Source organism: Nonomuraea sp. NPDC048916 (assembly GCF_040649575.1).
In the GTDB taxonomy this organism is placed as follows: domain Bacteria; phylum Actinomycetota; class Actinomycetes; order Streptosporangiales; family Streptosporangiaceae; genus Nonomuraea.
Window position 1 is genome coordinate 246,702 of sequence record NZ_JBEZFS010000001.1, and the last position, 23,365, is coordinate 270,066.

The window sequence follows — 23,365 nt, forward strand, 5'->3', positions numbered from 1 at the left end:
CCGGTGGTCTACGTATGGAGTGCGGACCGTGGCATGCTGCGATCATGGATCCCCTCTCGGTCGAAGGGGCGTGGGTGCACGCGCCACGTGTCCACACCGACGCGCGCGGCGCCTTCCACGAGGCCTTCCGGACGGTCGGCCTGCCCCACCCGTTCGACCTCGCCCAGATCAACTGCTCGGTGTCCCGCCGGGGCGTGGTGCGTGGCGTGCACTTCGCCGACGTGCCGCCCGGCCAGGCCAAGTACGTGATGTGCGTGGCGGGCCGCGTCGTCGACGTGGTGGTCGACCTGCGGGTGGGCTCGCCCGGGTTCGGCCGCTGGGAGGCGGTGACGCTGGACGCGTCCGAGCCCCGGGCGGTCCTGATCGCCGAGGGCCTCGGCCACGCGTTCATGGCCGTGAGCGAGCGGGCCACGGTGGTCTATCTGTGCTCGCGGCCTTACGACCCGGAGCGGGAGCACGGCGTCCACCCGCTCGACCCCGGCCTCGGGATCGGCTGGCCGGCGGACGTGGAGCCGCTGCTGTCGGAGAAGGACGCGACGGCGCCCACCCTGGCGGAGGCGGTCGCCGCCGGGCTGCTGCCCGACTACCAGGTGTGCCGGAGCTTCTACTCGACGCCGCATTAGGGTCCCGCCCCGGTGCCCGCGCCGCCGCGCCGCACCCCCGCGTTCCCGCCCGCGCCCACACCCGTGTTCGCACCCACGCCCGTGTTCGTGTTCATGTTCGCGCCCACGCTCGCGTTCGTGTTCAGGCCCGCGCTCATGTAGGTGCTCGCGTTCGTGTACGTGTCCGGGTGCTTGTGCGTGCCGCCGGTGAGCAGCGGCCAGGCCGCGTGCAGCGCCTCGCGCCAGTGGCGGATCGGCTCCCACCGGGTGTGGGCGAGCACGCTGTTGGCGGGCCGCCGCGCCGGGCGGGGATGGGCGGTGCTCGGCACCGGGCGCACCCTCTCCGGGTCGGCCCCGAGCAGCGCGTAGACCTCCCGGGCCAGGCCGCACCAGGTGGTCTCCCCCGAGCTGGTGCCGTGGTAGACGCCCGGCGGCAGGTCTGACTGGGCCAGCCGGACCAGGAAGTCGGCCAGGTCGGCGGTCCACGTGGGCTGGCCGCGCTGGTCGTCGACCACGTCCACCGTCGCCCGCTCGCCGGCCAGCCTCATCATGGTCCGCACGAAGTTGGCGCCCGACGTGCCGTACAACCACTCGGTGCGCACCACGTAGTGGCCGTACGCCAGCACCGCGCGCTCCCCGACCAGCTTGGTCCTGCCGTAGGCGTTCACCGGCCCCGTGAGCGCGTCCTCCCGGTACGGCTCGCGGCTCGTGCCGTCGAAGACGTAGTCGGTGGAGACGTGCAGCAGGCGCGCGCCCGAGCGGGCACAGGCCTCGGCGAGCGAGGCGACCCCGTAGCCGTTGACCGCCAGCGCCTCGGCCTCACGCGTCTCGGCCTCGTCCACCGCGGTCCAGCCCGCGCAGTTGACCACGACCCTGGGCCGGTAGGCGGAGACGAAGTCGCGCACGCCCCGCCCGTCGGTCAGGTCGAGTTCGGCCCGGCCGAGCGCCAGCACCGGCTCGCCGGTCAGCGCGGTCCGGTCGAGCACGTCGGTGGCCAGCATGCCGCCGCCACCGGTGATCAGCCATCTCATGACGACGCCCACCAGTCCCTGTGAGTGGCGTACCAGCCGACGGTCTCCTTCAGCCCCTGGTCGAACGAGATCCGCGGGCGGTAGCCGAGCCCCCGCAGCCTGGTGTCGTCGAGCGAGTAGCGGCGGTCGTGGCCCTTGCGGTCCTCGACGCGCTCGACCAGGCTCCAGTCCCTGCCGCACGCCTCCAGCAGCAGCCCGGTCAGCTCCAGGTTGGTCAGCTCGGCGTTGCCCGCGATGTGGTAGACCTCGCCCGGCTCGCCCGCCTCGGCCACCAGCCGGATGCCGGCGCAGTGGTCCTCGACGTGGATCCAGTCGCGGACGTTGCCGCCGTCGCCGTAGAGCGGCACCTTCCGGCCGCGCAGCAGGTTCGTGACGAACAACGGGATGATCTTCTCCGGATACTGCCGGGGGCCGTAGTTGTTGCCGCACCTGGTGATCGACACGTCCAGCCCGTACGTGATCGCGTACGAGCGGGCGATGAGGTCGCCGCCCGCCTTCGACGCCGCGTAGGGCGACCGGGGCGCCGGCGGGGCCGACTCGTCCCAGGAGCCGGTGTCGATCGAGCCGTAGACCTCGTCGGTCGAGACCTGGACGACCTTCGGGACACCCGCGTCCAGGCACGCCTGCAGCAGCGTCTGGGTGCCGAGCACGTTGGTCCGGACGAACTCGGCGGCCCCGTCGATCGAGCGGTCGACGTGCGACTCGGCGGCGAAGTTGACCACCAGGTCGTGACCGGGCACCACCTCCGCGAGCAGGCCGGCGTCGCAGATGTCGCCGTGCGCGAATGTGTGCGGCACACCGTCGAGGTTGGCCCGGTTGCCCGCGTAGGTGAGCTTGTCCAGCACGGTCACGTCCGCGCCGGCCAGCGAACGGACGAAGTGCGAGCCGATGAACCCCGCACCCCCTGTCACCAGGATCTTCTTCATGATCGGATCTGCACCTTGCTGTGATCTCCCAAGACGAGGCGGTGGGCTCTGGGCGCCCCGGCGGCCGGGGTCACCTCGACGTCGTGGCCGATGAGCGACCTCTCGATCCGGCCCACTCCCCGGATGGAGGCCCTGGGCAGCACGATCGAGTACTCGATCTCGGCGTTGACGACGACGCAGCCGGACCCGATCGAGGTGAACGGGCCGACGTAGCCGTCCTGGATCCTGGCCCCCGCCCCGATGATCGCCGGGCCCACGACGCGGGAGCGCTCGACCACGGCGCCCGGTTCGACGACGACCCGGCCGACCAGCTCGCTGGCCGCGTCGACGGAGCCGCTGACGCGGGGTTCGAGCGCCTCCAGGACGAGGCGGTTGACCTCCAGCATGTCGGTGACGTTGCCGGTGTCCTTCCAGTAGCCGGAGATCACCGACGACTCCACCGGCAGCCCTGCCTCGATCAGCCACTGGATGGCGTCGGTGATCTCCAGCTCGCCGCGCCACGACGGCTTGAGCTCGCTCACCGCCTCGTGCACGGCCGGGCTGAACAGGTAGACGCCGACGAGCGCGAGGTCGCTCTTGGGCCGGACGGGTTTCTCCTCCAGGCTGACGACGCGGCCTCGCGGGTCGAGCTCGGCGACGCCGAACTGGCGCGGGTCGCCGACCCGGGTGAGCATGATCTGCGCGGCGGGCCGCTCTCGGGCGAACTTGCGCACGATGCCGTCGATGCCGCCGACGATGAAGTTGTCGCCGAGGTACATGACGAAGTCGTCGTCTCCGAGGTAGTCACGGGCGATCAGGACACCGTGCGCGAGCCCGAGCGGCGCCTCCTGGCGCAGGTAGGTCACCTGCAATCCGAAGGCCGAGCCGTCGCCGACGGCCGACTCGATCTCGGCCTGCGTGTCACCGACGACCAGGCCGAGCTCGTGGATCCCGGCGTCCGCGATCGCCTCCAGGCCGTAGAACAGGACCGGCTTGTTGGCGACGGGGACGAGTTGCTTGGCCGAGGTGTGAGTGATCGGCCGGAGCCGTGTGCCCGATCCCCCGGCGAGCACGAGTGCTTTCACGGTCAGTAGGCCCCTTCTCCCCGCGTGACGACGGACCAGGTCTTCCAGAGGATCTGAAGGTCCAGGATGAGCGACCAGTTCTCCACGTAGCGCAGGTCGAGGCGTACCGATTCCTCCCAGGTCAGGTCGGAGCGCCCGTTCACCTGCCAGAGGCCGGTCATACCTGGTTTGACCACCAGGCGGCGGCGCACGTCCGTGCCGTACGCGGCGACCTCCTCGGGCAACGGTGGCCGGGGGCCGACCAGCGACATCTCCCCTCGGATCACGTTGAGCAGCTGGGGCAGCTCGTCCACGGAGTAACGGCGCAGGTAGGCGCCCAGACGGGTGATCCTTGGATCGTTCCGTATCTTGAAGAGCACTCCGTCGAACTCGTTGGCATCGAGGAGCTTGCCCTTGAGCCGCTCCGCATCCGCCACCATTGTCCGAAATTTCACGACTCGGAATTCTTTGCCCCGCCTGCCCACTCTGGTCTGGTGGAACAGCGCCGGCCCCTTGCTGGTGAGGCGGATCAGCAGCACGACGACCAGCAACGGCACCGCCATCAGGAGCAGCGCGGCTCCCGCCACGCAGCGGTCGAACACGCTCTTGACGAGCTGCTTCGTGCCGTCGAACTCGGGATGCTCCACGTGCAGCAGCGGCATCCCGGCCACCGGCCTGATGCTGATGCGCGGGCCGGCCACGTCCATCAGCGCGGGCGCCACGAACAGGTCGGTGCGCTCGGTCTCGAGACTCCAGGCCAGCCGGCGCAGCGCGGCCCCGTCCAGCTCGGGACAGGCCAGCACCGCCACAGCGTCCGCCCGCACCCGCGCGGCCGCCTCCGAGACCTCGTCGAACGAGCCCAGGACGGGGAGGCCGTCGAGGTCGAGGTCCATGCGGTCCGGCGGCAGGCAGGCCCCCACGACGCGCATGCCGTGGTAGGGCTGGCCCCGGAACTGCATCACCAGGTCGAGCACCGACTCCCGATGCCCCACGGCCACGACCCGGCGCATATATTCACCGACGGCCCTGCGCCTGTGCAGGCGTTTACGCATCTGGTAGCGGAAGTAAAGCGTGGACAGCAGCGCCAGCGGCAGCATCGCCATGACGAAACTCCGCGCGATCGGCGTCTGCGTGGCATAGGCGCCGATGGCGACGGTGGCCATCAGTCCGGCGCCACCGTTGAATACGGCTCTGAACTCCTCCGTTCCCTCGCCGTGGGCGCGTTGCCGATACGCGCCGCCCATCGCCAGAGCGACGGGCCAGGCGATGACCAGGCCGAATCCGAGCAGGAATTCGACCACCGGAATGTACGCGCCGAGCACGAGGCGGATGCCCAGCACACAGACGCACGCGACCAGCGCGCACGTCGTGTCGCCGCCCAGCAGAAGCCGGAGATACGCCCGCGTCCAGATGCTCGACGCCTGGCGTGGCACGGCTTCGAGGAGCACGACATTGGACTCCCCAGTCCCCACCCTCATAGCACCACCCATGCAACGTTGTGCACCGCAGTAACATGACGTTCCTTGAACCCCACGGGTTGACAAAGTCCCCCATGCGTAATCAAGGGCGGCGGCCCCCACTAAAGAGTAAAGATCGACTGCATAGCGGGGAATAACGTCATATGTCCACAATCGGCCGCATGACTGGGCAGCTGAAGGCTTGACGGAACGATCTAAAAGTGCGCCCCACCGGCAGAGAAATGGAGCTTACGGCACCATTTCTACAAGGTTGCCGCAGTATGAACCGTTAGTCGTATTCGAGGTCAGGCAACGCCGTCGGCGGATCCGGGCTGCGCCAGACGACTACCACCCCGTCGTGCCCCGACTCGGCCGCGACGATGAGCCGTTCGAGGTCGAAGTCGGGCAGGTAACGCAGGCGGGCGAGGAATGTCGCGTCGGTGGCCGACCGTGGCACCACGCAGCCCTCGCCGTCACGATCGAGCAGGATGTAGAGGACGTCCGCTCCGGACTCGGTCACCACACGGACCTCGACCACGTCCTCCCACGCGAGTGCCTCAACGCTCCCGTCCGCGTAGTGACGGGTGACGCCCTCTTCCGTGACATACACGTAGGAGTCCGGCATCGGGTTGCCGTGCATGGCCGCGATTCTTGCGAGTTCTGGGGTTGTACCGCAAGGGTTCGCGCTTATGCGCGCCGCTCGCCACCCCACCCGTGACCGAGGTGCGCCGCGACCGCCGCCCGCGCCGCCTCCACCGAACCCTCGGCGATCGCGTCGAGCAGCTCGCGATGCTCACGCACGAGCACGTCCCTGTCCTCGTAGACGTCACGCAGCCGGACCAGGCCGAGCCGGGTCTCGGCGTGCAGCGCGCCGTAGAGCCGCTCCAGCCGCGGGCTCCCCACGGCCTCGACCAGCGCCTGGTGCAGCGCCATGTGCTCGGCCACCGAATCGGCCCACGGCGCCGCGGCGGGCAGCGCGTCCATCCGGGCCAGCGCCGCCTCCGCTTCGGGGACCCGCCGGCCGGCCACCGCCTCGGCCATCAGGTCCTCCAGCGGCCTGCGCACGTACATCAGATCCGCCAGATCCGAGAGCGTCACCTCGGGAACGTACGCGCTGCGGTTGCGCTCCCGTCGCAGCAAACCCTCGTGGACGAGCGCGGCCAGCGCCTCGCGGACCGTCGGCCTGGCCACACCGTAGGCGGCCGCGATCTCCTGCTCGGGCAGCGACGTGCCCGGCTCGATCTCGCCGGACAGGACCCTGCGGCGCAGCGCGTCGGCGAGCGCGCCGACGGCGGAAACGGGACGAAGGGGCAACGTCACGAGCGTGACTCTAACCTTCTTCCGGTACGACCGCCCGTCCCGGCACGGACACCTCTCCCAGTACGGGCACCTTCCTGGGTCCGGCCGCCCTTCCCGGTACGGCCACCGCCATCAGGCTGATCGCCAGGAGCACCAGCCCGGCGACCGAGACCAGCCCCAGCCGCTCGCCCAGGACGACCAGGCCGAGCAGCGCGGCGACCGCGGGTTCGGCCAGGGCGAGGGTGGCGGCCGTGGCCACCGGCGTGCCGCGCAGGCCCCTGCCGTACAGGAAGTAGGACAGGGCGGTGGTGCCGAGGCCCAGGTAGAGGACGGCGAGCAGGCCGCGCGGCTCGCCCATCCAGTCGACTCCCCGCACGAGCAGGACGGGCAGCATGATGGCGGCGGCGCCGCCGAACAGCACGCCCATCACGGCGTTGGAGGGCGCGCCGCCCCCGATCGCGTGGGCCGCGCTGACCGCGTAGAAGGCGTAGAGCAGGCCGCCGAGCAGCGCCAGCAGCACGCCGGAGATCAGCTGCCCACCTGCCTCCGCGCCGCCGCCGATGATCAGGGCCGCGCAGCCGGAGATCGCCGCCGAGGTGGCCAGCGCCCAGCGACCGCTCGGCCGCTCGCCGTGGAGCAACCAGGCGAGCAGGCCGGTGAAGACGGGACCGCTCCCGATCGCGACGACCGTGCCGATGGCGACGCCGGTGCGGCCGACCGCGGCGAAGAAGCAGAGCTGGTAGGCGGCGACCGCGGCGGCGGCGAGCAGCAGGCCGGGGGTCACCACCCGCCGGATGCCACGACCGGCGAACAGCGCGAGCACGGAGCCGCCGATGACCAGCCGGGCCGCGGCCAGCGCGACCGAGTCGGCGGAGACTAGCAACCCCGCCGTGCCGGCCGTGCCCCACAGCACCGAGGCGCCCACCACGGCGAGAGGTCCGTTCTTCATTCCGGCATTGTCTGACAATCAGACAATATTGTCGAGTTGTTCATCGATGAACCGGCCCGCGGGGGCGGCCAGCTCGGCGGCGTAGTCGTCGAGGACGGCCAGTCCGTCGCGGATGTCGGGGGTGGTCTTGCGCGGGAGTTCGAGGAGCACCTCACCCTCGACCACGATCGAGCCGTCCACCTGGAAGGCTCCCTCGAAGACGGCGATCGAGACGGTGAAGCAGAGCTCGCGGCCGTCGGGGAGCGTGAACGCGGTGCCGGTGCGGGCGCCGGCCGGCGGGACGAAGTAGGAGAACGGCTCGCTTCTCACGAACGGATGATCTAACTCGGCGAGGAGGCCGGCCGCCCGGCTCAGCGCCGCCAGCAGGCCGGCCGCGGCCAGGCTCTCGCTGTCCACCCCCCGAGCGTAGATCAGCCCGCCACCCGCTGACCAGTTCACCCCCACTCACGCGGCTCGACCGGTAGCCGGCCTAGCCGGCGAAGGGGGCTGGTCGGTCAGTCGGTGGCCAGGCGGGCGTGGCGTTCGACGTTGTAGCGGAAGCCGTCGTGGCTGAGCTTGGCGCGCTCGACGCCCTCGGGACGGAACCCCGCCTTCGTCGCCACCCTGCACGAGGCCGTGTTGTCGGTGCGGTGACCGAGCTCCAGCCGGAACAGGCCCCGCTCGCGGAACGCCCATCGCGCGAGCTCGCCGGTCGCGGCGGTGGCGACCCCCCGGCCCCTGGCGGCGGGCACCGTCCAGTAGGACACCCACCCGTTGTCGTGCACGTCGATGCCCGTCACGGCGACGTTGCCCACGACCTGACCGTCGAGCGTCACGGCGAACGCGTGACCCACGCCCGACCAGGAGGCGATCCAGCCCGTCGCGTCTTTCAGGGTGACGATCGGCCAGGGCGCCTGGGTGCGCATGTCGGCCACCTGGAAGGCGGCCAGCACGACGGGCGCGTCGTCGTCTCGCCATTCGCGCAGCTCGATAGTCATAGGCAGCATTAGTGCAAGATTATCCCCCTATGTCATGTTTTGCCTCGAAGGCGGTCACCAGCTCCTTGGGCGCGGTCAGGCACCACGCCTCGGCGACCAGCTCGAACAGCTCCTCGTAGTCGATCCGGTCGAGCCGCACCACCACCCACCCGAACCGGCCGGCGGTGAACTGGATCTCGAACACGTCGGGCCGCTCGGCCACCAGCGCGAGCTGCTCCTCGATCGTCGCCTTGAGCCCGACGGTCTCGGTCTCCTCCCACAGGTAGCCGAACCCCTTGCCCCGCACCTTGAGGCTCACCCAGTCGCCACCACGGCTCGTGCGGACCTCGGGCAACTCGTCCAGCAGCTTGAGGAACTCTTCGACGCTCACACCCATGGGCCCCTGTCTAGCAAAGAACACCGACAATCCAGCCGGGAGATGTTCCAGAAATCGGTGTAGCGGCCTCTGCGGCGCAGCAGCTCGTCGTGGCTGCCTTCCTCCACGATCCGACCGTCGTCCAGAAAGACGACGCGATCGGCGCGTCGGACGGTCCGCATCCGGTGCGCCACCATCACCACCGTCCGGCCCGCCATCAGGCGGTCGATACCTTCGTGGACGGCCGCCTCGTTCACTGGGTCCAGTGCGGAGGTCACCTCGTCCAGCAGCACGATGGGCGCGTTCTTCAGCAGCGCTCGCGCGATCGAGACCCGCTGGCGCTCACCACCTGACAGCAGTGCGCCGCCCTCGCCGACATTCGTCGCCCATCCACCGGGCAGCCGCTCGATCACCTCGTCCAGCCGCGCCGCGGCCGCTGCCGCCCGCACCTCGGCTTCGTCGGCGTCGGGACGGCCGAGACGCACGTTGTCCTCGATCGTGCCGTCGAAGAGGTAGACATCCTGGAAGACGATGGCGATCTGCGCCATCAACACCTCCGTGTCGATCGCGCGCACGTCCACGCCTCCCACGCGCACCGCGCCCGCGTCCACGTCGTAGAACCGCGCGAGCAGCTGAAGCAGGGTGCTCTTGCCCGCACCCGACGGCCCGACAACGGCAAGCCGCTGTCCCTCTGGCACGGACAACGACACGTTGTCGATCACCGTGCGATCGCCATGCCGGAAGGCGGCGGACTCGAACTTCAGGTCATGGCCTACCGGCAGGATCGGTTCGCGAGCTTCCGGCAGCGGCTCGGTGCGCAACACCGTGTCGAGTCTCGCCAGCTCGGAACGCGCGCCGCGGAGTTTGCCGCCGATATCCGACAGCGACAGCAGGGGATCGGCGCAGCGGGCGGCGAGCACCAGGATCGCCAAAATCTCTGCCGCACCGATATTGCCGCCGAGCGCGAGGTAGGCGCCCAGGACCAGCAGCGCGGTGAACATCGCCTGCACCGTGAGCGTCAACCCCACTGCGCCGGGCAGCGTCGCCAGCACGGTACGGCGGGATGTGCGCTGGACTTCCCGCAGCGAGTCGTCGAGCAACGTGAAGCGTTCGGCGGTCCGGCCGCCGGCTCGCAGCACCGGCTGGGCCTGGAGATATTCGATGACTCGCCCGGTGGCCTCGTGGTCGCGTTCGTGGCGCTCCGCATCGGTGGCGGCCATCGAGCGTGCCGTCCAGATCTGGATCGCCGCCACGACGGGTGCGGCGATCAACGCGGCCAACCCCATCTGCCTGTTGAAGGCGAGCATCACGACCACGATCGTCAGGGGAGTCACAAGGGCGGAGATGAACGGTGCCAGCAGATGCGCCGCCACACCCATCGCCGCCAGAAGGCCGCGGCTGGCCATGACGGACACCTCGCCGACCCGGCCGGCGCTGTACCAGCCGATGGGCAATCGGGCCAGATGCTCGCCGAGCCGGTGATACATGCCACGCAACATCGTGGTCCCGACGCGCATCCCGGACAGATCGCTGATGTAGCGCAGCACGGCGTAGAGCGCGACCACGCCCCCGAACGCGATCAGCCACGGCCCGGCATCCGCGGGCGTGCTCCCTAACAGTGCCCGCAGCACGGGAACCAGCAGTGCGTAGGACAAACCCTCGGCTATCGCGGTTATCGTCATGAGCACCACGGTGCGACGCATTGCCTGGGCGTACTCGTCTCCCAGCACGCGCAGCAGCATTCGAATCATCGGGGCTCGTCTCCTTGCGGTACGCCACCGTGGGTTGCGGTCTCGTCGGCGATCGCCGATCGGTGGGATTGCCAGAACTCGGCGAACCTTCCGTTCTGTGCCAGCAGCTCGGCGGGCCTGCCGCGCTCGACGATCGACCCGTTGTCCAGCATCACGACGGTGTCGGCGTCGGCGACCGTCTCCAGGCGATGGGCGATGACCAGAATCGTCCGATCGCCACCCAGCGTCGCCAAGGCCTGGCGCACCGCCTGTTCGGTCTGCGGGTCGGCGAAGGAGGTCGCCTCGTCGAGCACCAGAACGGGCGTGGCGGCGAGCAGCGCGCGTGCGAGCGAGATCCGCTGTGCCTCGCCGCCCGACAGTCCGGCGTCTTCACCGATCACCGTTTGGTATCCGCGCGGCAGCTCGAGAATTCGATCATGAATATTCGCCAGCCGGGCGGCGCGAACCACGTCATCGTGGTCGGCATGCGGTACCGCCAGCGCGATATTGTCCGCGACCGACGCGCGGAGCAGGCGAACATCCTGGAAGACGAAGGAGACCATCCGGTAGAGCTCCCGGCTGCCGATCTCGCGCAGATCGACACCGCCCAGGACGACCGAACCGTGGGCCGGGTCGAAGAACCGCGGCAACAGCTGAACCAGCGTGGACTTTCCGCTTCCCGACGGCCCCACGATCGCGGTGACCGTCCCCGGCTCGAGCACCAGGTCGATCCCGCGCAGCACCTCGTGATCGGCTTCGTAACCGAATCGAACCCCACGCAGCTCCACCCGGTGACCCTGTGGTGCGACCGGGTGCGCAGGCTCCGGCAGCGACCGCACCGCGAGCACGTCCCGGATCCGGCCGACCGCGCGCCGGGCGGCCTGCATCTCGTCGAAGCCGTGGCCGAGGGCCGCCACCGGAGCGGTCAGTCCCAGTCCGAGCAGCAGGAAGGGCAGCAGGTCGGCCGGGGCCAGGCCACCGGCCGTGATCAGAGCCGCACCGCCGATCAGCACGACCAGCAGCACGAACGGCGGCGACAGCGCCAGCTGCATCCCAGCGGCGACCACGGACATACCGCGCACCCACCGCAAAAAGATGCTGACGAAATCGTCTGCGGCCGTGAGGAACTTACGGTGGGCGCGCTCGGATCCGCCGAACGCCTTGACCACCGAGATACCTTGCACGAACTCGACGGCGGAGCTCGCGATCCGTCCCATGGCCGCGTCGAACTCCTCCTGCTCGCGCAGCCGGGCGGGGAGCATCAGCAGTGGGACCAGCGACACTGCCAGCACCACCGGTATCAGCGTGATCAGCGTGAGCCGCCAGTCGATGGTGAACAAGTAGATCAGCGACACCAGCGGCACCACGAATGCGGAGATGAGCTCGCCGGGGGCGTGGGCGATGAACGGGTGCACGGCACTCACGTCCTCTCCCACCACCTTTGCCAGCTCGCCGGTCCTGCGCCGGGACAACCAGCCGATCGGTACGCGCCCCAACCGCGCGGCCAGTTGCCGGCGGAACGTCAGTTGCACCTGGCCGTCGACGATATGTCCGAGTCCGGACGATGCGGCCGTGAACAGCAGTCGGACGAACAAGCCGACCGCACCCGCGAACACGACGAACCAGACATGGCCGTGATCGATCGGCCCGGGCGACAGCAGAGTACGACCCAATTCGACGACCGCCAGCAGCGGCACCAGACCCGCGATGGCGCCGATCACCTGCAGGATCACAACGGCCGCGAACCCCCCGAGATGCGGCCGCAGCAGCCCTGCCAGGCTCTGTCCCGCCGCGGAATCCGGTGGTGGTGCGGGCTGCTCCCTTGCCTTGGCAAGGTCAGTGGCGTTCATCGCTCTCCCGTCTTTTCCGTCACCGGACATCGCTTGCCGGTAGAAGGCCGATAGCGCGTCGTCGACGGCCGCGCCGGGGCCGCGCGGTCATCAGTGGTTGTGGCTCGAGCCGACCGTGTGCATGCCGCCGAATGGGGTGGTGACACCGTCGTAGCGCAGTTGCAGCATCATCCCCTGATGGGCGTGCGGCAGGTTGTGGCAGTGATTCATCCAGATGCCCGGATTCGAGGCCCGGAACGCGACCTCCCACACCTCTCCAGGACGGACATCGAAGGTGTCGACCCAAAGGGGGCTGCCCGACGACGGCTTCCCATCCCTGGACAGGACCAGCACCGGATGACCGTGCAGATGCCAGGGGTGGGTCTCGAGGCTCCGGTTGACCACGGTGAACCGGACGATGTCGCCTTCGGCGACGAGCTGATCGGGGATTGACGGGTGTCCGCGGCCGTTGACGGTCTGCGCGTATGCCGGTGATCCGTCCACCATGGCCACCCCACGGTCGAGAACCAGGGTGAAGTGCCGGTCGGCGGCGTCGGCGCGCAACGCGACAGGGGCCGGGGTTCCGTACGTCAGCAGGTCGAGTTCGGGCCATCCTGTGGTGTCCTGCGTGGACAGCTCACCGTCGGGAGCGCCGGCCTCGGGCCGCAACCACACGGTGGCGGCGTGGTCGTCGAGCACCAGTGCCACGGATGTGCTCGGCATGACGAACACCAGGTCGTAGCGCCCGGCTGCGGGCAGACGCAGCCCGTTCCGGCTGATCTCGCCGGGCTGCTCCAGGTCGCGGCCGTCGACGGCAGCCACCCGGAACGAGGTGCCCGCCAGCGCGTACCAATGCGGTTCGGAGTCGGTGTTGATCAGCCGCAGCCGTACGGCGGTGCCCGCCGGTGCGATGTGTTCGGCTCCGCCCGCGATCGTGGCGGTGCCGTCGAAGGTGTGCACGGGCAGAGTCAGATCCAGTTGTCCGGTGTTGTGTTCCTCCCGGGGTTTCACGACGAGGGCACCGTAGAGCCCTCGGCGTACGCCGATGTGAGACGCGTGATGGGTGTGATACCAGTAGGTTCCCACTTGGTCGGCGCGGAACCGATAGACGAACTCGCCGCCGGGTGCCACGACGTCCTGGGTGACGCCCGCTGCACCGTCCTGCGCGCACGGCACGTCGTAGCCGTGCCAGTGCAGGGTCACTCCGTCGTCGAGATCGTGGTTGGCCAATGTGACCTCGATGAGATCGCCCTGAGTGGCCGTGATCGGCGGGCCGGGCACCGTGCCGTCGAAGGTCCACGCGTCGATGTCGCGTCCGGACTCCAAGCGCACGGTGGCTTTGCGGGCGACCAATACGTGTTCGCGCCGGACGCCGCCCGGTGCCGGTGTGCCGGCGCCCCGCAGGTCGGTCACCGATACGGTCGCACGCGAAGCCGGACCGGGACCACCTCCGTCGGTCACCGCCGCGGTGGGCAGCGCCGACAGGCCGGCGCCGGTGCCGACCGCACCGACCACGACCACGCCACCGGCAACGCCGAGGAAGCGGCGACGCGAAACTTCCGGCCGGTCCGGATCGGTGTCCGCTTCCTCGACCGTGTTCGCGTTCGGTGTCGCGAGCACTCGCACGGTCAGCAGCGCGCCCGCGAACACCAGCGCGATCGTGATCAGCGCGGTGCCGAGGGTCAGGGGGTATCCGATGAGGAAGGTCAGCACGAAACCCGCCAATGCGGCGTAAGCGGCGGTGAGCAGCGCGACGACGCCTGCGACATCGAGGTTTTCCCGCCGCCCGGCATCCCTGGCCTGCGCGAGCAGCCGGGGTCCGGCGATCACCGTGGCGGCCAGCGCGGCCAGCGCGAGCATCGGCAGCCCGAGCAGCACCTTCTCTTGGACGAGCCACCAGCCCCGACCGGCCAGCACCGTCACCGACACCGCCCTGGTCAACGTCACCAGCAGCGCCACGGCCAGGAGGGCGAGGGCGGGCCTGGCACGCCGCAGCGACATGGTGACGCCTGCCGCGAACCACGCGATGATGCTCAGCAGCGCGACGGCATGGTCCAGGATGATCAAAGTGGCCGTCGTCATGACGCCATTCGGCCGGGTTCGGCCGGTGTCCACGAAATCTGTCGCGATTGCCGCACGATCATTCCGATCAGGCCCATGATGACCAGCCCGTTGACCGCGTGCAGGCCGAAGATGAAATGGCCGCCGTCGCCGAACGACTTGGCGACTTCCCTGATCAGCGACTGAACAAGCACCAACCCGGCGGCCAGGCCCGCCATCCCGATGAGCCGTCCCGGCATCCGGGCGACGGCGGCGGCGATCGTCACCACGACCGCGAGGACGAGTATCACGTTTCCGAGCACGCGATGTGGCTGGAAGGCTTCCTCGATGGGCGCGGCGTCGAACGCGCCGCTGGCGGCCAGATAGAACTGTGTGATGACGGCGAGCAGCAGCAGGGCCGCCAGGCCGGTGAAGACTTTTTTCATGCCATTGATCGTCGCGCCGACCGGGCATGCTCCGCGTCCGGCGACGGGTGGCGCCGTCTACGTGAATACGCGTACGACAAGTGCGATCGGCTACGTCGGTCGTCGTAGCCGATCGCGCGTCCGAGCGGGAGCGTGAGCCCTCGCGGATCTCGTACGATCACGGCATGGATCTGCGAGCGGTGTCGCGACGGCTGTCCGACTGGTTCTCGCGTCGGCCCGCCTGGTTCTCGGATGTTCTGCTGGCGCTGTTCGTCACCGTGATTCAGATTCAGAGCGTCGCGGACTATGCGGCTGTTCTCCCCGAGCCGGCCGCCAGGCCGGTCTCGGACTTCGGACATTGGGGCTATGCCCTGCTGATCGTGAGTGGCGTGGCCGTCGTCGCCCGCCGCCGGTGGCCTGTTCTGGTGTTCACGATCACGGCGCTGGCCAGCCTGATCTATTTCGGTCTCGGCCTTCCCCAACGGCTTTCCTGCCTCGGTCTCTTCGTCGCCATGTACACCCTCGCCGCCTATGGCGATGGGCGCCGATCGCTGCTGATCGCCGGTTTGGGCACCACGGTGCTTTCCGTCGGCTGGCTGATCGCCGGGGCAGATACTGAGCCGAGCGTGGCCCTCGGCTGGGTGTTCCTCCGGATCGGCGCGACGGTGATCAGCATGACGCTCGGCGAGTCCGTCCGATCCCGCCGGGTCATCGCGGCCGATGCGCTAGAGCGGGCAGAACTGGCGGAACGTTTCCGCGACGAGGAGGCCAGAGCGCGGGTCGACGCCGAACGGCTGCGGATCGCCCGCGAAGTCCACGACACCGTCGCCCACGCTATCGCCATCATCAACGTGCAGTCCGGTGTCACCGCGCACGTGCTCGACAAGCGACCGGAACAGGCCCGCGAAGCACTACACACCATCGAGCAGACCAGTTCGCGGGCACTACGCGAGATGCGTGCCATCCTGGGTGTCCTGCGCGAAGGCGACGGGCGCGAACCCTACCCCGGTCTCGACCAGATTCATGAACTCACCGGCAAGGCCCGCGACGCCGGGCTCGACATCGCTCTCGAGCAGACCTCGCCGGTAACGCCGCTACCAAGCGCGGTGGGCAGCGCCGCGTACCGCATCGTGCAGGAATCGATCACCAACGTGATCCGTCACGTCGGCCCGACCCGGGTGACGGTGCTACTCGAACCCGGCATCGACGCGTTGCGGATACGGGTGATCGACGAGGGCCACCGCGACCCCTCGCACGTCCCGGCTCGCACCGCCGGCTCGCCAACGACCGGCCGCGGGATCGTCGGAATGCGCGAACGCTGCCAGCTGCTCGGCGGCGAACTCGACGCGAAGCCGCATCCCGATGGCGGGTTCGAGGTCACCGCCCGGCTGCCGCTCGCCCCGGTCGGATCGCGCTTGTGAACTCCACGTCGCCGATCAAGGTGCTCCTCGCCGACGACGAACGGCTGGTCCGTTCCGGCTTCAAAGTTCTGCTCGACCTGGAAGACGACATTACGGTGGTCGGTGAAGCCACCAATGGCGCAGAAGCTGTCGAACTGGTCCGCGCCACCCGCCCCGACGTGGTCCTCATGGACATCCGCATGCCACGGCTGGATGGGATACGCGCCACCGGCCAGATCGCCGAGACCGACGGGATGGAGCAGGTCAAGGTCCTGATCCTCACCACCTACGACACCGACGAGAACGTCTTCGAGGCCTTACAAGCGGGCGCGAGCGGGTTCCTGCTCAAGGACGCGGGCCCCGCCGAACTCCTGCACGCCATCCGGGTGATCGCCGCCGGTGACGCGCTGCTCGCCCCCCGGATCACCCGCCGCCTCATCAGCCAGTTCACCGCGCAGCGCAGGGCTGCCAAATCCGGCGAGGACCGGCTCGCGGTGCTGACCGACCGTGAGCGCGAAGTGCTCGCACTGGTGGGACAGGGCATGAGCAACGACGAGATCGGTGCCGCGTTGTTTCTCAGTCCGGCCACCGCGCGCACGCATGTCAGTCGCACGATGGGGAAACTGGGTGCGCGCGACCGCGCACAGCTGGTCGTGATCGCCTACCAGACCGGGCTGTGCGATTTCAGTCAGTAGCGATAACCGGCTCATCCGTCCCACCAGGCCGCGGCCGCGGCAGCTTCACCGCCGGCTCCGTGGACGTCGCCGAGCACGGGATTCCGGCTAACGTGAAGCCGGTGCTCGAGGACGCCCGCTGCTGACACCGGGAGACACATGGTGGCCGACACACGATCGAAGCTGCTCGACGCCGCGCTGGAGACGCTCAGGACCCAGGGCATCGCGGGCGTCTCGGCGCGGTCGATCGCCGCCACCGCGGGCGTCAACCAGGCGCTGGTCTTCTACCACTTCGGCAGCGTCGACCAGTTGCTCGCCCAGGCCGGCCTGCACGGCTCGACGCAGCGCGTCGCGGCCTACCGCGAGCGGTTCGCCGCGGTCACCTCGCTGCGGGAGCTGCTGGAGCTCGGCCGGGCCCTGCACGCGGAGGAGCGGAAGGCGGGCAACGTGGCGGCCCTCGCCCAGCTGATCGCCGGCGGCCAGACCGACCCCAAGCTGGCGCCCGCGACGACCGACGGGCTCAACCTGTGGATCGGCGAGCTGGAGCAGACCCTCGGCCGCGTGCTGGCCGGCACCCCGCTGGCCGAGTTCGTCGACGTGGCGGGCCTGGCCAGGGCGACCGCCGCGGCGTTCGTGGGCCTGGAGCTCTACGAAGGGGTCGACGCCGACGGCGCCGGCCGGGCGTTCGACGCGCTCGAGCAGCTGACCACGCTGGTCGCCGCCCTCGACGACATGGGGCCGCTGGTCCGGCGCACCGTGCGCGGCCGGCTGCGCCGCGCCCAGTCGTAGTGCCGGCCTCGCATCCCGAACTCAGTCACAACCGGGGCCCGGTAGCCGGGCTCAGGCGTAGTAGCGGATCTCGATGACGTTGTCGTCGGGGTCGGGGAAGTAGATCACCTCAGGGGAGATCCCCTGGGCGCCGAAGGAGTCGGTGCCGGTGCCCGTGATCTGCACGCCATGCCGCTCCAGCCGCGCCTTGAGGGCCTCGAAGTCCGCCCGGCCGACCGACAGGCAGAAGTGGTTGACCGGGTGGCCGGCGCTGCCCTTGACGCCGGTGCCCTCGTCGACCTGGCCGGCGGCGTCCTGGCGCATCAGGTCGAGGATGGTCGTGTCCGAGATCCGCACGCTGGGGAACGGCGCCTCTCCCGCGCGGAACTCGGTGGCCCGCACGCCTGGCAACCCGACCACCCGCTCGTAGAAGTCGAGCGCGCGGAGCTGGTCCGAGACCCAGCAGACGAGGTGGTCCAGGCGTACATCCATGAAAGTCCTCCGGTAGTGGCGATATTTGATCCAATATCCGGTGCAGCGAGGTTGCTGTCCACTTGTCCGTCCCGCCGCCGCCCGTTCGTCGTTGCCATGAATCCGTTTCACGAGAGGAGCCGGGCCAACATGACGGCGACGCTCAAGGCGATGACCGGTATGTGACTTTTCTCACGGTGGCCCTTCAGGCAGGATGATCACATGACCGAGGTCACCGAGGCGGCGCGCATGCCGTTCGCCGTCAGGAGCGCCAGGTTCGTCATGACGCTGCAGGTGGCCTTCGCCGTGGTGAACTTCGCCTTGTACGGGATGGCCATCATCGCCCACGGGCTCTTCGGGCTCGCCCCGATCCTGTACTTCGCGATCGGCGTCGCGTTCACCGTGCTGCTGGGCCTGCTGACGGGCCGCTGGCACTCGCGGCTGAGGCGGGTCCGCTGGGCCAGCGTCGCATTCGAGATCGTCATCGCCGGTGGCCAGGCGGCGGCTCAGGCCATCGACCCCGGGATCAGCACCGGCCACCTGATCAGCGCCATGCTGTTTCCCGCGGTCGTCGTCGTCATCCTGCTCACCCCGGCCGCCGGGCGCTGGTTCGACCGCTGACCGGCCCGCACACCGCCTGGCGCGGCGAGCCCGCCGACCCGGTCTCCTCCCTTCTCACCCATCCCCGTCACGGGATCAGCAGACCCCAGTAGAGCGACCAGGGCACGAACACCAGCCCACCGGTGAGCAGCAGCCCGAGCCGTACCCTCTCCCCGCATGGCACGGAGCCGCCCGCGCGGCGCCAGGCCCGGGCGGTGAGTACGGCGGCGACCACGCAGGCCACGGAGAGGGCCTGCAGGACCAGCCAGACGAGCGGGCGGCCGGCCAGCAGGGGCCCGGGAGAGGCGAGCTTGCCGCCGGTCGTCACCAGGTAGAACAGGTAGGAGAACCCGCCGAGCACCACCGCCGTCCCCCCGGCGCTGAGCAGCCGGGCGGCTCTCGTCACCGGCGCGAGCGAACGACGGCGCAAGCGGCGCACCAGCGCGACCACCGGGTAGGCGGCGAACCCGGCGACGAGCAGCACCAGCGCCACCGCCTGCATGAGCGCCGACTCCCACCAGGCCGGCGGCTCGGTGGGAAGGGTCGGCGAGTCCTGCGCCGGAGCCGGCCCGGACGTCTGCGCCACCGGGGGGCGTCCGGCCGTGACCTCGCCGATCCAGCTCCCGACCAGGTCCGCGTAGCCGGGGGCCAGCTCGGGCAGCCGGGTGACGCCCCGATCAGGGGTCAGGTGCGCGGCGTGGTCGGCGTCGGCGAAGAAACGGATCGTGTAGTGCCGGTTGCCGCCTTTCTCCAGCGCCGAGACGAACCCCGGCGGGCTCTCCTTCGGCGGGGTGAGCAGGTCGTGGACGCCCCAGATGGCGAGCACCGGCCGGCGCAGGGCGGCGATGGTCGGCTCCGGGTCGTAGTAGGGCTCGGGGAACATGCCGCCGTCGGCGATCACCCGGTAGAGGTTGTGCTCCGCCCGGTCGACGAGCGCCCCCGACACCCCGGCCTTGCGCAGCCCGGCCGCCACGGCCCAGGTCTGCTGGCGCAGCGGCGACTGGCTGTTGGCGCCGACGAGCACGACGAACGCGATGTCCGCCGACCGGGCGGCCGCGATCGGAGCCACCCATCCGCCCTCGCTGAAGCCCCAGATGCCGACCTTCGCCGGGTCGACGCCCGGCTGGGAACGGAGCGCCGCCACGGCGCCGAGCGCGTCGTCGGCCAGCGTCGAGTAGGACCGGCGCATGAGCGAGTAGCCCTCGGAGCGCTTGTCGTAGATGAGCACCGACAGGCCCCTGCGCGCGAACTCGACGGCCTCGCCCATCAGTTTGGCGCGTGGCGTTCCCGTGCCCGCCCCGTGCACCAGGACGACACCGGGCCGCGCGGTCTTCGCCCCGGCGGGTGAGAGGACCGTTCCGTGCATGGCGAGGCCGCCGCCTCCGCGGAAGCTCACCTCGGCCGCGCTCAGATCAGCCGGAACGACCCCGGACGCATCCGTGCCCGCGGTCGGGGTACTCGCGGGTGCGGGTGCGGGTGCGGGCGCGGGTGCGGCGGCAGGTGTGGGCGAGGCGGTCGCCGCGGTCGCCGGCCCTGTGAGCAGGCATGCGGCGACGGCCACAGCCGGGAGGATTCGTCTCATATCGCCGAAGATACTCTGCAGAGACTTCTCGGCAGACAGTTATCTGCAGATATCGTTCTGCAGGACTAGGCTGTTCATCATGAAGGATGACGACCGACTCCTGCTCGACGACCCGGCCCGGCTCAAGGCACTGGCCCATCCCATGCGACGGCTGATGCTGCGCCATCTCAACGTGCACGGCGAGGCGACCTCGACCACGCTCGGCGAGCTGCTCGGCGCCAAGACCGGCACCACCAGCTACCACCTTCGCCAGCTGGAGAAATACGGCTTCATCGAGGAGATCCCCGAGCGCTCGACCGGCAGGGAGCGCTGGTGGCGCAAGGCCGACGTGCCCAGGGACATCCGGCTGCCCACGCCCGACCAGCTCGCTCCCGAAGACCGTCCCGTGCTCGCCGAGTTCCACCGGCTCGGCATGGAGGAGGATCTCGAGCTGTTCAACCGCTTCCCGGAGGCCTACCGGCGCGACCCCGACTGGGCCAAGGGGTCACGCGGGCTCGGCCGGATGACCAAGGCGGAGTTCCACGACTTCTACGAGGCGTACATCGAGCTGCTGACGAAGTACAGCCATCGGCACGAGGACGCGCCACCGGACGCGCGGCCCCTCTACATCCGGTTGTTCGCCCTGCCCGCCGACGAGGACTGACCGGGCTCCTGCTCCTCGGCGATGGCGGCCACCCGGTTGAGGAACAGGACGCGCTCGCGTTCGTTGCGGGTCAGCTCCGCCGCCCGCCCGAACTCCTCGCGCGCCTCGCCGAGCCGGCCCAGCCTGGCCAGCAGATCTCCTCGTACGGCCGGTAGCTGCGGGTAGTGCCGGAGCGCGTGTTCGGCCACCAGGCCGTCCACGATCTCCAGTCCGCGCGCCGGGCCGTACGCCATGCCCACCGCGACCGCCCGGTTCAGCTCCACGACCGGGGAAGGGCTGAGATGGGCGAGCACCCGGTAGAGGGCGGCCATCCGCTCCCAGTCGGTGTCGTCGGCGGAGGTCGCGCGGGCGTGGCAGGCGGCGATCGCGGCCTGCAGGCCGTACGGGCCGATCGTGCCGAGCGCCTCCGCGCGGCCGAGCGCCTCCAGGCCGCGGCGGATGAGCAGCCGGTCCCACAGCCGCCGGTCCTGGTCGAGCAGGAGGATCGCCTCGCCGTCGGGGCCCGTGCGGGCGCGGGTGCGGGACGCCTGGATCTCCATCAGCGCGACGAGCCCGTGCACCTCGGCCTCCGCGGGCATGAGCCCCGCCAGGACCCGGCCGGCGCGCAGCGCCTCCTCGCAGAGCGACATGCGCATCCAGTCGTCGCCGGCGGTGGCCGAGTAGCCCTCGTTGAAGATGAGGTAGACGACCTCCAGCACCGAGGAGAGCCGGCCGGCCAGCTCGTCGGGCGGGGGCAGCTCGATCCGCACCCGCTTTTCGGCCAGGGTGCGCTTGGCGCGGGAGATCCGCTGCCCGACGGTCGGCTCCGGCACGAGGAACGCCCGCGCGATCTCCCCCGTGGTCAGGCCGCCGAGCAGGCGGAGGGTCAGCGCGACGCGCGCCTCGGTGGGCAGCACCGGGTGGCAGGCCGTGAAGAACAGGCGCAGCACGTCGTCGCCGATCCGATCGTCGAGCGCGTCCTCCACCTCGTCCGGCGCCGACTCCTGGCGGAGCTCCAGGTCGTGGCCGACCTCCTGCAGCTTCTGCTCGTAGCGGGTCCGGCGGCGCAGCAGGTCGATCGCCCGGTGCTTGGCGGTGAGCATGAGCCAGGCGCCCGGGTTGTCGGGGATGCCCGACTCCGGCCACTGCTCCAGGGCCGCGACCAGGGCGTCCTGCGCCAGCTCCTCGGCGAGGCCCACGTCGCGCACCATCCGGGCCAGCCCGGCGATCACCCGCGCGGACTCGATCCGCCAGACCGCCTCGATCGCCCTACGCGGGTCACCTGTGGTCATGACCATCGATCCAACCATGGTGCGACCACGACGGCGCCCCCGTCCGCGGTCCGTTCGGACCATGGACGGGGGCGTCGTGGTGCGGGGGGTGCGGGGTCAGGCTGGGGCACGGTCCCGCGCGGTCAGGCGGGGGCGGCGAAGTCCTCGGGACCGAACACGCGGTAGACGTCGGCCTCGCCCTCCCAGCCCGCCCAGTGGTCGCGGTGCAGCCGGATGAACCGGGAGGTCCACTCGACCGCCTCCTCCTTGGACCGGACCTGGTAGAGGGCGTAGCTGACCAGCTCTTTCGCCTCGGCGAACGGGCCGTCGGTGACACTCAGCTCGCCCCCGGTGAGCCGCACCCTGGCTCCCTCGGCGCTCGGAGCCAGCCCGGCCTGGTCCAGCAGGACACCCGACTTCGTGGCCTCCTCGCCGAGCTTGGCGATCGCCTCCATCAGGTCGGCGGGCGGCGGGGTGGCGGGCTGGGAGGTGACTCGCAGCATGATCGCGTATCGCATGACAGATTCCCTTTTCTCGTGTTTTTTCGGATTCGGACGGTTCAGCCGTGCCGGGGTTCAGGCCCGCTGGGGTGTGGCACGACGGTAGAGGTGCAGCGACAGGGCCGAGAGCCAGGTCCAGATGGCCATGATTCCGGCGACGAAGGTCAGGTTGGCCCAGACGGCCCCGCCTCCGGTCGCGACAGCGGCGAAGGACAGGAGGAAGAAGGCGCCGGTGACCCCGGAGTAGACGGCCCATCCCCTGCGCCCCTCGCCGGCGAACCGGCGGGCGACGACGAGGCAGGCCATGCTCACGGCGAGGAAGCCGACCGCGCCGGCGGCGAAGTGCAGCATCCCCTGCGGGGTCACGACGCCCGGTCCCTCCGGGGTCCCGGCCGGGAAGCCCATCCCCGGATCCGCCCGGAAGATCCCCCCCGCGATCAGGCTCACCCCGAAGACCCCGATCAGCCGGGGCGCCCAGGTCGCGCCGCGCCCCGAGGTCATGGCCCGGCCCAGCCCGACGGCGGCCGCGAGGGTGGCCGCCGCGGCGACCATGAAGTTGGTGATGTGGATCCAGCCGAGGTCGCCGTTGGCGAGCAGGCTCCACGCGTGGCGGGTGAGGTCGAACCCCTCTCTGGTGAGCGCCTGGGCGAGCGACACCACCACGTACACCGGCCCGGCGATGATCCCGTAGCCCAGGAGCGACCTGGTGACACTCGTACGGGGGTCGCAGGTCTCCGTCAGCTGCCGGCTCATGGCCTTCTCCTCGTCAGTCCGGGGCTCGTTCTCGGCCCTTTGACTACGCTTCGAATGGGAT

25 protein-coding genes are annotated in these 23,365 nt (G+C 70.2%); 6 read left to right on the top strand and 19 right to left on the bottom strand.

From position 1 onward, the window contains the following. Positions 1 to 44 precede the first annotated feature (44 nt). Positions 45 to 623 (top strand): dTDP-4-dehydrorhamnose 3,5-epimerase, encoded by a 579-nt coding sequence (gene rfbC, locus AB0C16_RS01270; RefSeq protein WP_357677564.1) that lies wholly within the window; start codon positions 45 to 47, stop codon positions 621 to 623. Here the strand turns inward: rfbC and rfbD are convergent. The 14 genes from rfbD to AB0C16_RS01340 form a co-directional block, all read right to left on the bottom strand. Beyond that, on the bottom strand, positions 620 to 1,633 hold the full coding sequence (gene rfbD, locus AB0C16_RS01275; protein WP_357677566.1) for a dTDP-4-dehydrorhamnose reductase: 1,014 nt from the start codon (positions 1,631 to 1,633) through the stop codon (positions 620 to 622). The two genes, rfbC and rfbD, sit on opposite strands and share 4 nt — an antisense overlap. After that, complete coding sequence (gene rfbB / locus AB0C16_RS01280; RefSeq protein ID WP_357677568.1) at positions 1,630 to 2,559, bottom strand: dTDP-glucose 4,6-dehydratase; 930 nt, start codon at positions 2,557 to 2,559, stop codon at positions 1,630 to 1,632. Before rfbB ends, rfbD begins: the two co-directional genes overlap by 4 nt. Further along, positions 2,556 to 3,623 carry a glucose-1-phosphate thymidylyltransferase gene (locus AB0C16_RS01285; protein ID WP_357677570.1) on the bottom strand — a complete coding sequence of 356 codons (1,068 nt, stop codon included), beginning with the start codon at positions 3,621 to 3,623 and terminating at the stop codon, positions 2,556 to 2,558. The genes rfbB and AB0C16_RS01285 overlap by 4 nt, the downstream gene beginning before the upstream one ends. A gap of 2 nt (positions 3,624 to 3,625) precedes the next feature. Next, positions 3,626 to 5,080: a sugar transferase gene (locus AB0C16_RS01290; RefSeq protein WP_357677572.1), complete on the bottom strand. Its 1,455-nt coding sequence runs from the start codon at positions 5,078 to 5,080 to the stop codon at positions 3,626 to 3,628. 268 nt (positions 5,081 to 5,348) lie between these two features. Further along, entirely contained in the window at positions 5,349 to 5,699 is a 351-nt protein-coding gene (locus AB0C16_RS01295; RefSeq protein WP_357677574.1) for a hypothetical protein, read from the bottom strand. Between the two features lie 47 nt (positions 5,700 to 5,746). Next, positions 5,747 to 6,379 (bottom strand): GntR family transcriptional regulator, encoded by a 633-nt coding sequence (locus tag AB0C16_RS01300; RefSeq protein WP_357677576.1) that lies wholly within the window; start codon positions 6,377 to 6,379, stop codon positions 5,747 to 5,749. A 10-nt stretch (positions 6,380 to 6,389) separates the two neighbouring features. Next, positions 6,390 to 7,307, bottom strand: coding sequence for an EamA family transporter (locus tag AB0C16_RS01305; RefSeq protein WP_357677578.1), 918 nt, complete (start codon positions 7,305 to 7,307; stop codon positions 6,390 to 6,392). Between the two features lie 18 nt (positions 7,308 to 7,325). Further along, entirely contained in the window at positions 7,326 to 7,703 is a 378-nt protein-coding gene (locus AB0C16_RS01310) for a hypothetical protein (RefSeq protein WP_357677580.1), read from the bottom strand. A 98-nt stretch (positions 7,704 to 7,801) separates the two neighbouring features. After that, positions 7,802 to 8,284 carry a GNAT family protein gene (locus AB0C16_RS01315; protein WP_357677582.1) on the bottom strand — a complete coding sequence of 161 codons (483 nt, stop codon included), beginning with the start codon at positions 8,282 to 8,284 and terminating at the stop codon, positions 7,802 to 7,804. 19 nt (positions 8,285 to 8,303) lie between these two features. Next, positions 8,304 to 8,660, bottom strand: coding sequence for an MmcQ/YjbR family DNA-binding protein (locus AB0C16_RS01320; protein WP_357677584.1), 357 nt, complete (start codon positions 8,658 to 8,660; stop codon positions 8,304 to 8,306). Beyond that, on the bottom strand, positions 8,651 to 10,390 hold the full coding sequence (locus tag AB0C16_RS01325; RefSeq protein WP_357677586.1) for an ABC transporter ATP-binding protein: 1,740 nt from the start codon (positions 10,388 to 10,390) through the stop codon (positions 8,651 to 8,653). Before AB0C16_RS01325 ends, AB0C16_RS01320 begins: the two co-directional genes overlap by 10 nt. After that, positions 10,387 to 12,219, bottom strand: a complete 1,833-nt coding sequence (locus AB0C16_RS01330; protein ID WP_357677588.1) for an ABC transporter ATP-binding protein — start codon at positions 12,217 to 12,219, stop codon at positions 10,387 to 10,389. The genes AB0C16_RS01325 and AB0C16_RS01330 overlap by 4 nt, the downstream gene beginning before the upstream one ends. Before the next feature lie 90 nt (positions 12,220 to 12,309). Then, complete coding sequence (locus AB0C16_RS01335; RefSeq protein ID WP_357677589.1) at positions 12,310 to 14,280, bottom strand: multicopper oxidase family protein; 1,971 nt, start codon at positions 14,278 to 14,280, stop codon at positions 12,310 to 12,312. Beyond that, positions 14,277 to 14,684, bottom strand: coding sequence for a DUF6220 domain-containing protein (locus AB0C16_RS01340; protein ID WP_357677592.1), 408 nt, complete (start codon positions 14,682 to 14,684; stop codon positions 14,277 to 14,279). The genes AB0C16_RS01335 and AB0C16_RS01340 overlap by 4 nt, the downstream gene beginning before the upstream one ends. A gap of 164 nt (positions 14,685 to 14,848) precedes the next feature. On the opposite strand from AB0C16_RS01340, the gene AB0C16_RS01345 reads away from it, so the two are divergent. The 3 genes from AB0C16_RS01345 (at position 14,849) to AB0C16_RS01355 (ending at position 17,526) form a co-directional block, all read left to right on the top strand. Then, on the top strand, positions 14,849 to 16,084 hold the full coding sequence (locus AB0C16_RS01345) for a sensor histidine kinase (protein ID WP_357677594.1): 1,236 nt from the start codon (positions 14,849 to 14,851) through the stop codon (positions 16,082 to 16,084). Further along, positions 16,081 to 16,758, top strand: coding sequence for a response regulator transcription factor (locus AB0C16_RS01350; RefSeq protein ID WP_357677596.1), 678 nt, complete (start codon positions 16,081 to 16,083; stop codon positions 16,756 to 16,758). Before AB0C16_RS01345 ends, AB0C16_RS01350 begins: the two co-directional genes overlap by 4 nt. 138 nt (positions 16,759 to 16,896) lie before the next feature. Continuing rightward, a complete protein-coding gene (locus AB0C16_RS01355) occupies positions 16,897 to 17,526 on the top strand; it encodes a TetR family transcriptional regulator (RefSeq protein WP_357677599.1) in 630 nt (209 codons plus the stop codon). 51 nt (positions 17,527 to 17,577) lie between these two features. Here the strand turns inward: AB0C16_RS01355 and AB0C16_RS01360 are convergent, their stop codons facing one another. Further along, positions 17,578 to 17,997: a VOC family protein gene (locus tag AB0C16_RS01360; protein ID WP_357677602.1), complete on the bottom strand. Its 420-nt coding sequence runs from the start codon at positions 17,995 to 17,997 to the stop codon at positions 17,578 to 17,580. A 201-nt stretch (positions 17,998 to 18,198) separates the two neighbouring features. Between AB0C16_RS01360 and AB0C16_RS01365 the strand changes: the two genes are divergently transcribed. Continuing rightward, positions 18,199 to 18,597 carry a hypothetical protein gene (locus tag AB0C16_RS01365; RefSeq protein ID WP_357677603.1) on the top strand — a complete coding sequence of 133 codons (399 nt, stop codon included), beginning with the start codon at positions 18,199 to 18,201 and terminating at the stop codon, positions 18,595 to 18,597. 67 nt (positions 18,598 to 18,664) lie between these two features. Here AB0C16_RS01365 and AB0C16_RS01370 read toward each other — a convergent pair whose 3' ends face one another. After that, the gene (locus AB0C16_RS01370) at positions 18,665 to 20,158 is read right to left on the bottom strand and encodes a prolyl oligopeptidase family serine peptidase (protein WP_357677605.1); all 1,494 of its coding nucleotides are present in this window, start codon (positions 20,156 to 20,158) and stop codon (positions 18,665 to 18,667) included. Positions 20,159 to 20,237: 79 nt separating this feature from the next. Here AB0C16_RS01370 and AB0C16_RS01375 point away from each other — a divergent pair, with 79 nt between their 5' ends. Further along, positions 20,238 to 20,801, top strand: coding sequence for a helix-turn-helix domain-containing protein (locus AB0C16_RS01375; RefSeq protein WP_357677607.1), 564 nt, complete (start codon positions 20,238 to 20,240; stop codon positions 20,799 to 20,801). Here AB0C16_RS01375 and AB0C16_RS01380 read toward each other — a convergent pair. The 3 genes from AB0C16_RS01380 to AB0C16_RS01390 form a co-directional block, all read right to left on the bottom strand. Next, a complete protein-coding gene (locus AB0C16_RS01380; protein WP_357677610.1) occupies positions 20,762 to 22,072 on the bottom strand; it encodes an RNA polymerase sigma factor in 1,311 nt (436 codons plus the stop codon). The two genes, AB0C16_RS01375 and AB0C16_RS01380, sit on opposite strands and share 40 nt — an antisense overlap. A gap of 122 nt (positions 22,073 to 22,194) precedes the next feature. Beyond that, positions 22,195 to 22,569, bottom strand: a complete 375-nt coding sequence (locus AB0C16_RS01385) for a YciI family protein (protein WP_357677612.1) — start codon at positions 22,567 to 22,569, stop codon at positions 22,195 to 22,197. Positions 22,570 to 22,626: 57 nt separating this feature from the next. Further along, positions 22,627 to 23,304 (bottom strand): DUF998 domain-containing protein, encoded by a 678-nt coding sequence (locus tag AB0C16_RS01390; protein ID WP_357677614.1) that lies wholly within the window; start codon positions 23,302 to 23,304, stop codon positions 22,627 to 22,629. Positions 23,305 to 23,365: the final 61 nt, after the last annotated feature.

What these genes read in the sequence shown, in the direction of transcription:
- rfbC (WP_357677564.1), top strand. Translation starts at nt 45, where the DNA reads ATGGATCCCCTCTCGGTCGAAGGGGCGTGGGTGCACGCGCCACGTGTC.
- rfbD (WP_357677566.1), bottom strand. Translation starts at nt 1,633, where the DNA reads ATGAGATGGCTGATCACCGGTGGCGGCGGCATGCTGGCCACCGACGTG.
- rfbB (WP_357677568.1), bottom strand. Translation starts at nt 2,559, where the DNA reads ATGAAGAAGATCCTGGTGACAGGGGGTGCGGGGTTCATCGGCTCGCAC.
- AB0C16_RS01290 (WP_357677572.1), bottom strand. Translation starts at nt 5,080, where the DNA reads ATGAGGGTGGGGACTGGGGAGTCCAATGTCGTGCTCCTCGAAGCCGTG.
- AB0C16_RS01295 (WP_357677574.1), bottom strand. Translation starts at nt 5,699, where the DNA reads ATGCACGGCAACCCGATGCCGGACTCCTACGTGTATGTCACGGAAGAG.
- AB0C16_RS01305 (WP_357677578.1), bottom strand. Translation starts at nt 7,307, where the DNA reads ATGAAGAACGGACCTCTCGCCGTGGTGGGCGCCTCGGTGCTGTGGGGC.
- AB0C16_RS01315 (WP_357677582.1), bottom strand. Translation starts at nt 8,284, where the DNA reads ATGACTATCGAGCTGCGCGAATGGCGAGACGACGACGCGCCCGTCGTG.
- AB0C16_RS01320 (WP_357677584.1), bottom strand. Translation starts at nt 8,660, where the DNA reads ATGGGTGTGAGCGTCGAAGAGTTCCTCAAGCTGCTGGACGAGTTGCCC.
- AB0C16_RS01325 (WP_357677586.1), bottom strand. Translation starts at nt 10,390, where the DNA reads ATGATTCGAATGCTGCTGCGCGTGCTGGGAGACGAGTACGCCCAGGCA.
- AB0C16_RS01330 (WP_357677588.1), bottom strand. Translation starts at nt 12,219, where the DNA reads ATGAACGCCACTGACCTTGCCAAGGCAAGGGAGCAGCCCGCACCACCA.
- AB0C16_RS01335 (WP_357677589.1), bottom strand. Translation starts at nt 14,280, where the DNA reads ATGACGACGGCCACTTTGATCATCCTGGACCATGCCGTCGCGCTGCTG.
- AB0C16_RS01340 (WP_357677592.1), bottom strand. Translation starts at nt 14,684, where the DNA reads ATGAAAAAAGTCTTCACCGGCCTGGCGGCCCTGCTGCTGCTCGCCGTC.
- AB0C16_RS01345 (WP_357677594.1), top strand. Translation starts at nt 14,849, where the DNA reads ATGGATCTGCGAGCGGTGTCGCGACGGCTGTCCGACTGGTTCTCGCGT.
- AB0C16_RS01355 (WP_357677599.1), top strand. Translation starts at nt 16,897, where the DNA reads ATGGTGGCCGACACACGATCGAAGCTGCTCGACGCCGCGCTGGAGACG.
- AB0C16_RS01360 (WP_357677602.1), bottom strand. Translation starts at nt 17,997, where the DNA reads ATGGATGTACGCCTGGACCACCTCGTCTGCTGGGTCTCGGACCAGCTC.
- AB0C16_RS01365 (WP_357677603.1), top strand. Translation starts at nt 18,199, where the DNA reads ATGACCGAGGTCACCGAGGCGGCGCGCATGCCGTTCGCCGTCAGGAGC.
- AB0C16_RS01370 (WP_357677605.1), bottom strand. Translation starts at nt 20,158, where the DNA reads ATGAGACGAATCCTCCCGGCTGTGGCCGTCGCCGCATGCCTGCTCACA.
- AB0C16_RS01375 (WP_357677607.1), top strand. Translation starts at nt 20,238, where the DNA reads ATGAAGGATGACGACCGACTCCTGCTCGACGACCCGGCCCGGCTCAAG.
- AB0C16_RS01380 (WP_357677610.1), bottom strand. Translation starts at nt 22,072, where the DNA reads ATGACCACAGGTGACCCGCGTAGGGCGATCGAGGCGGTCTGGCGGATC.
- AB0C16_RS01385 (WP_357677612.1), bottom strand. Translation starts at nt 22,569, where the DNA reads ATGCGATACGCGATCATGCTGCGAGTCACCTCCCAGCCCGCCACCCCG.
- AB0C16_RS01390 (WP_357677614.1), bottom strand. Translation starts at nt 23,304, where the DNA reads ATGAGCCGGCAGCTGACGGAGACCTGCGACCCCCGTACGAGTGTCACC.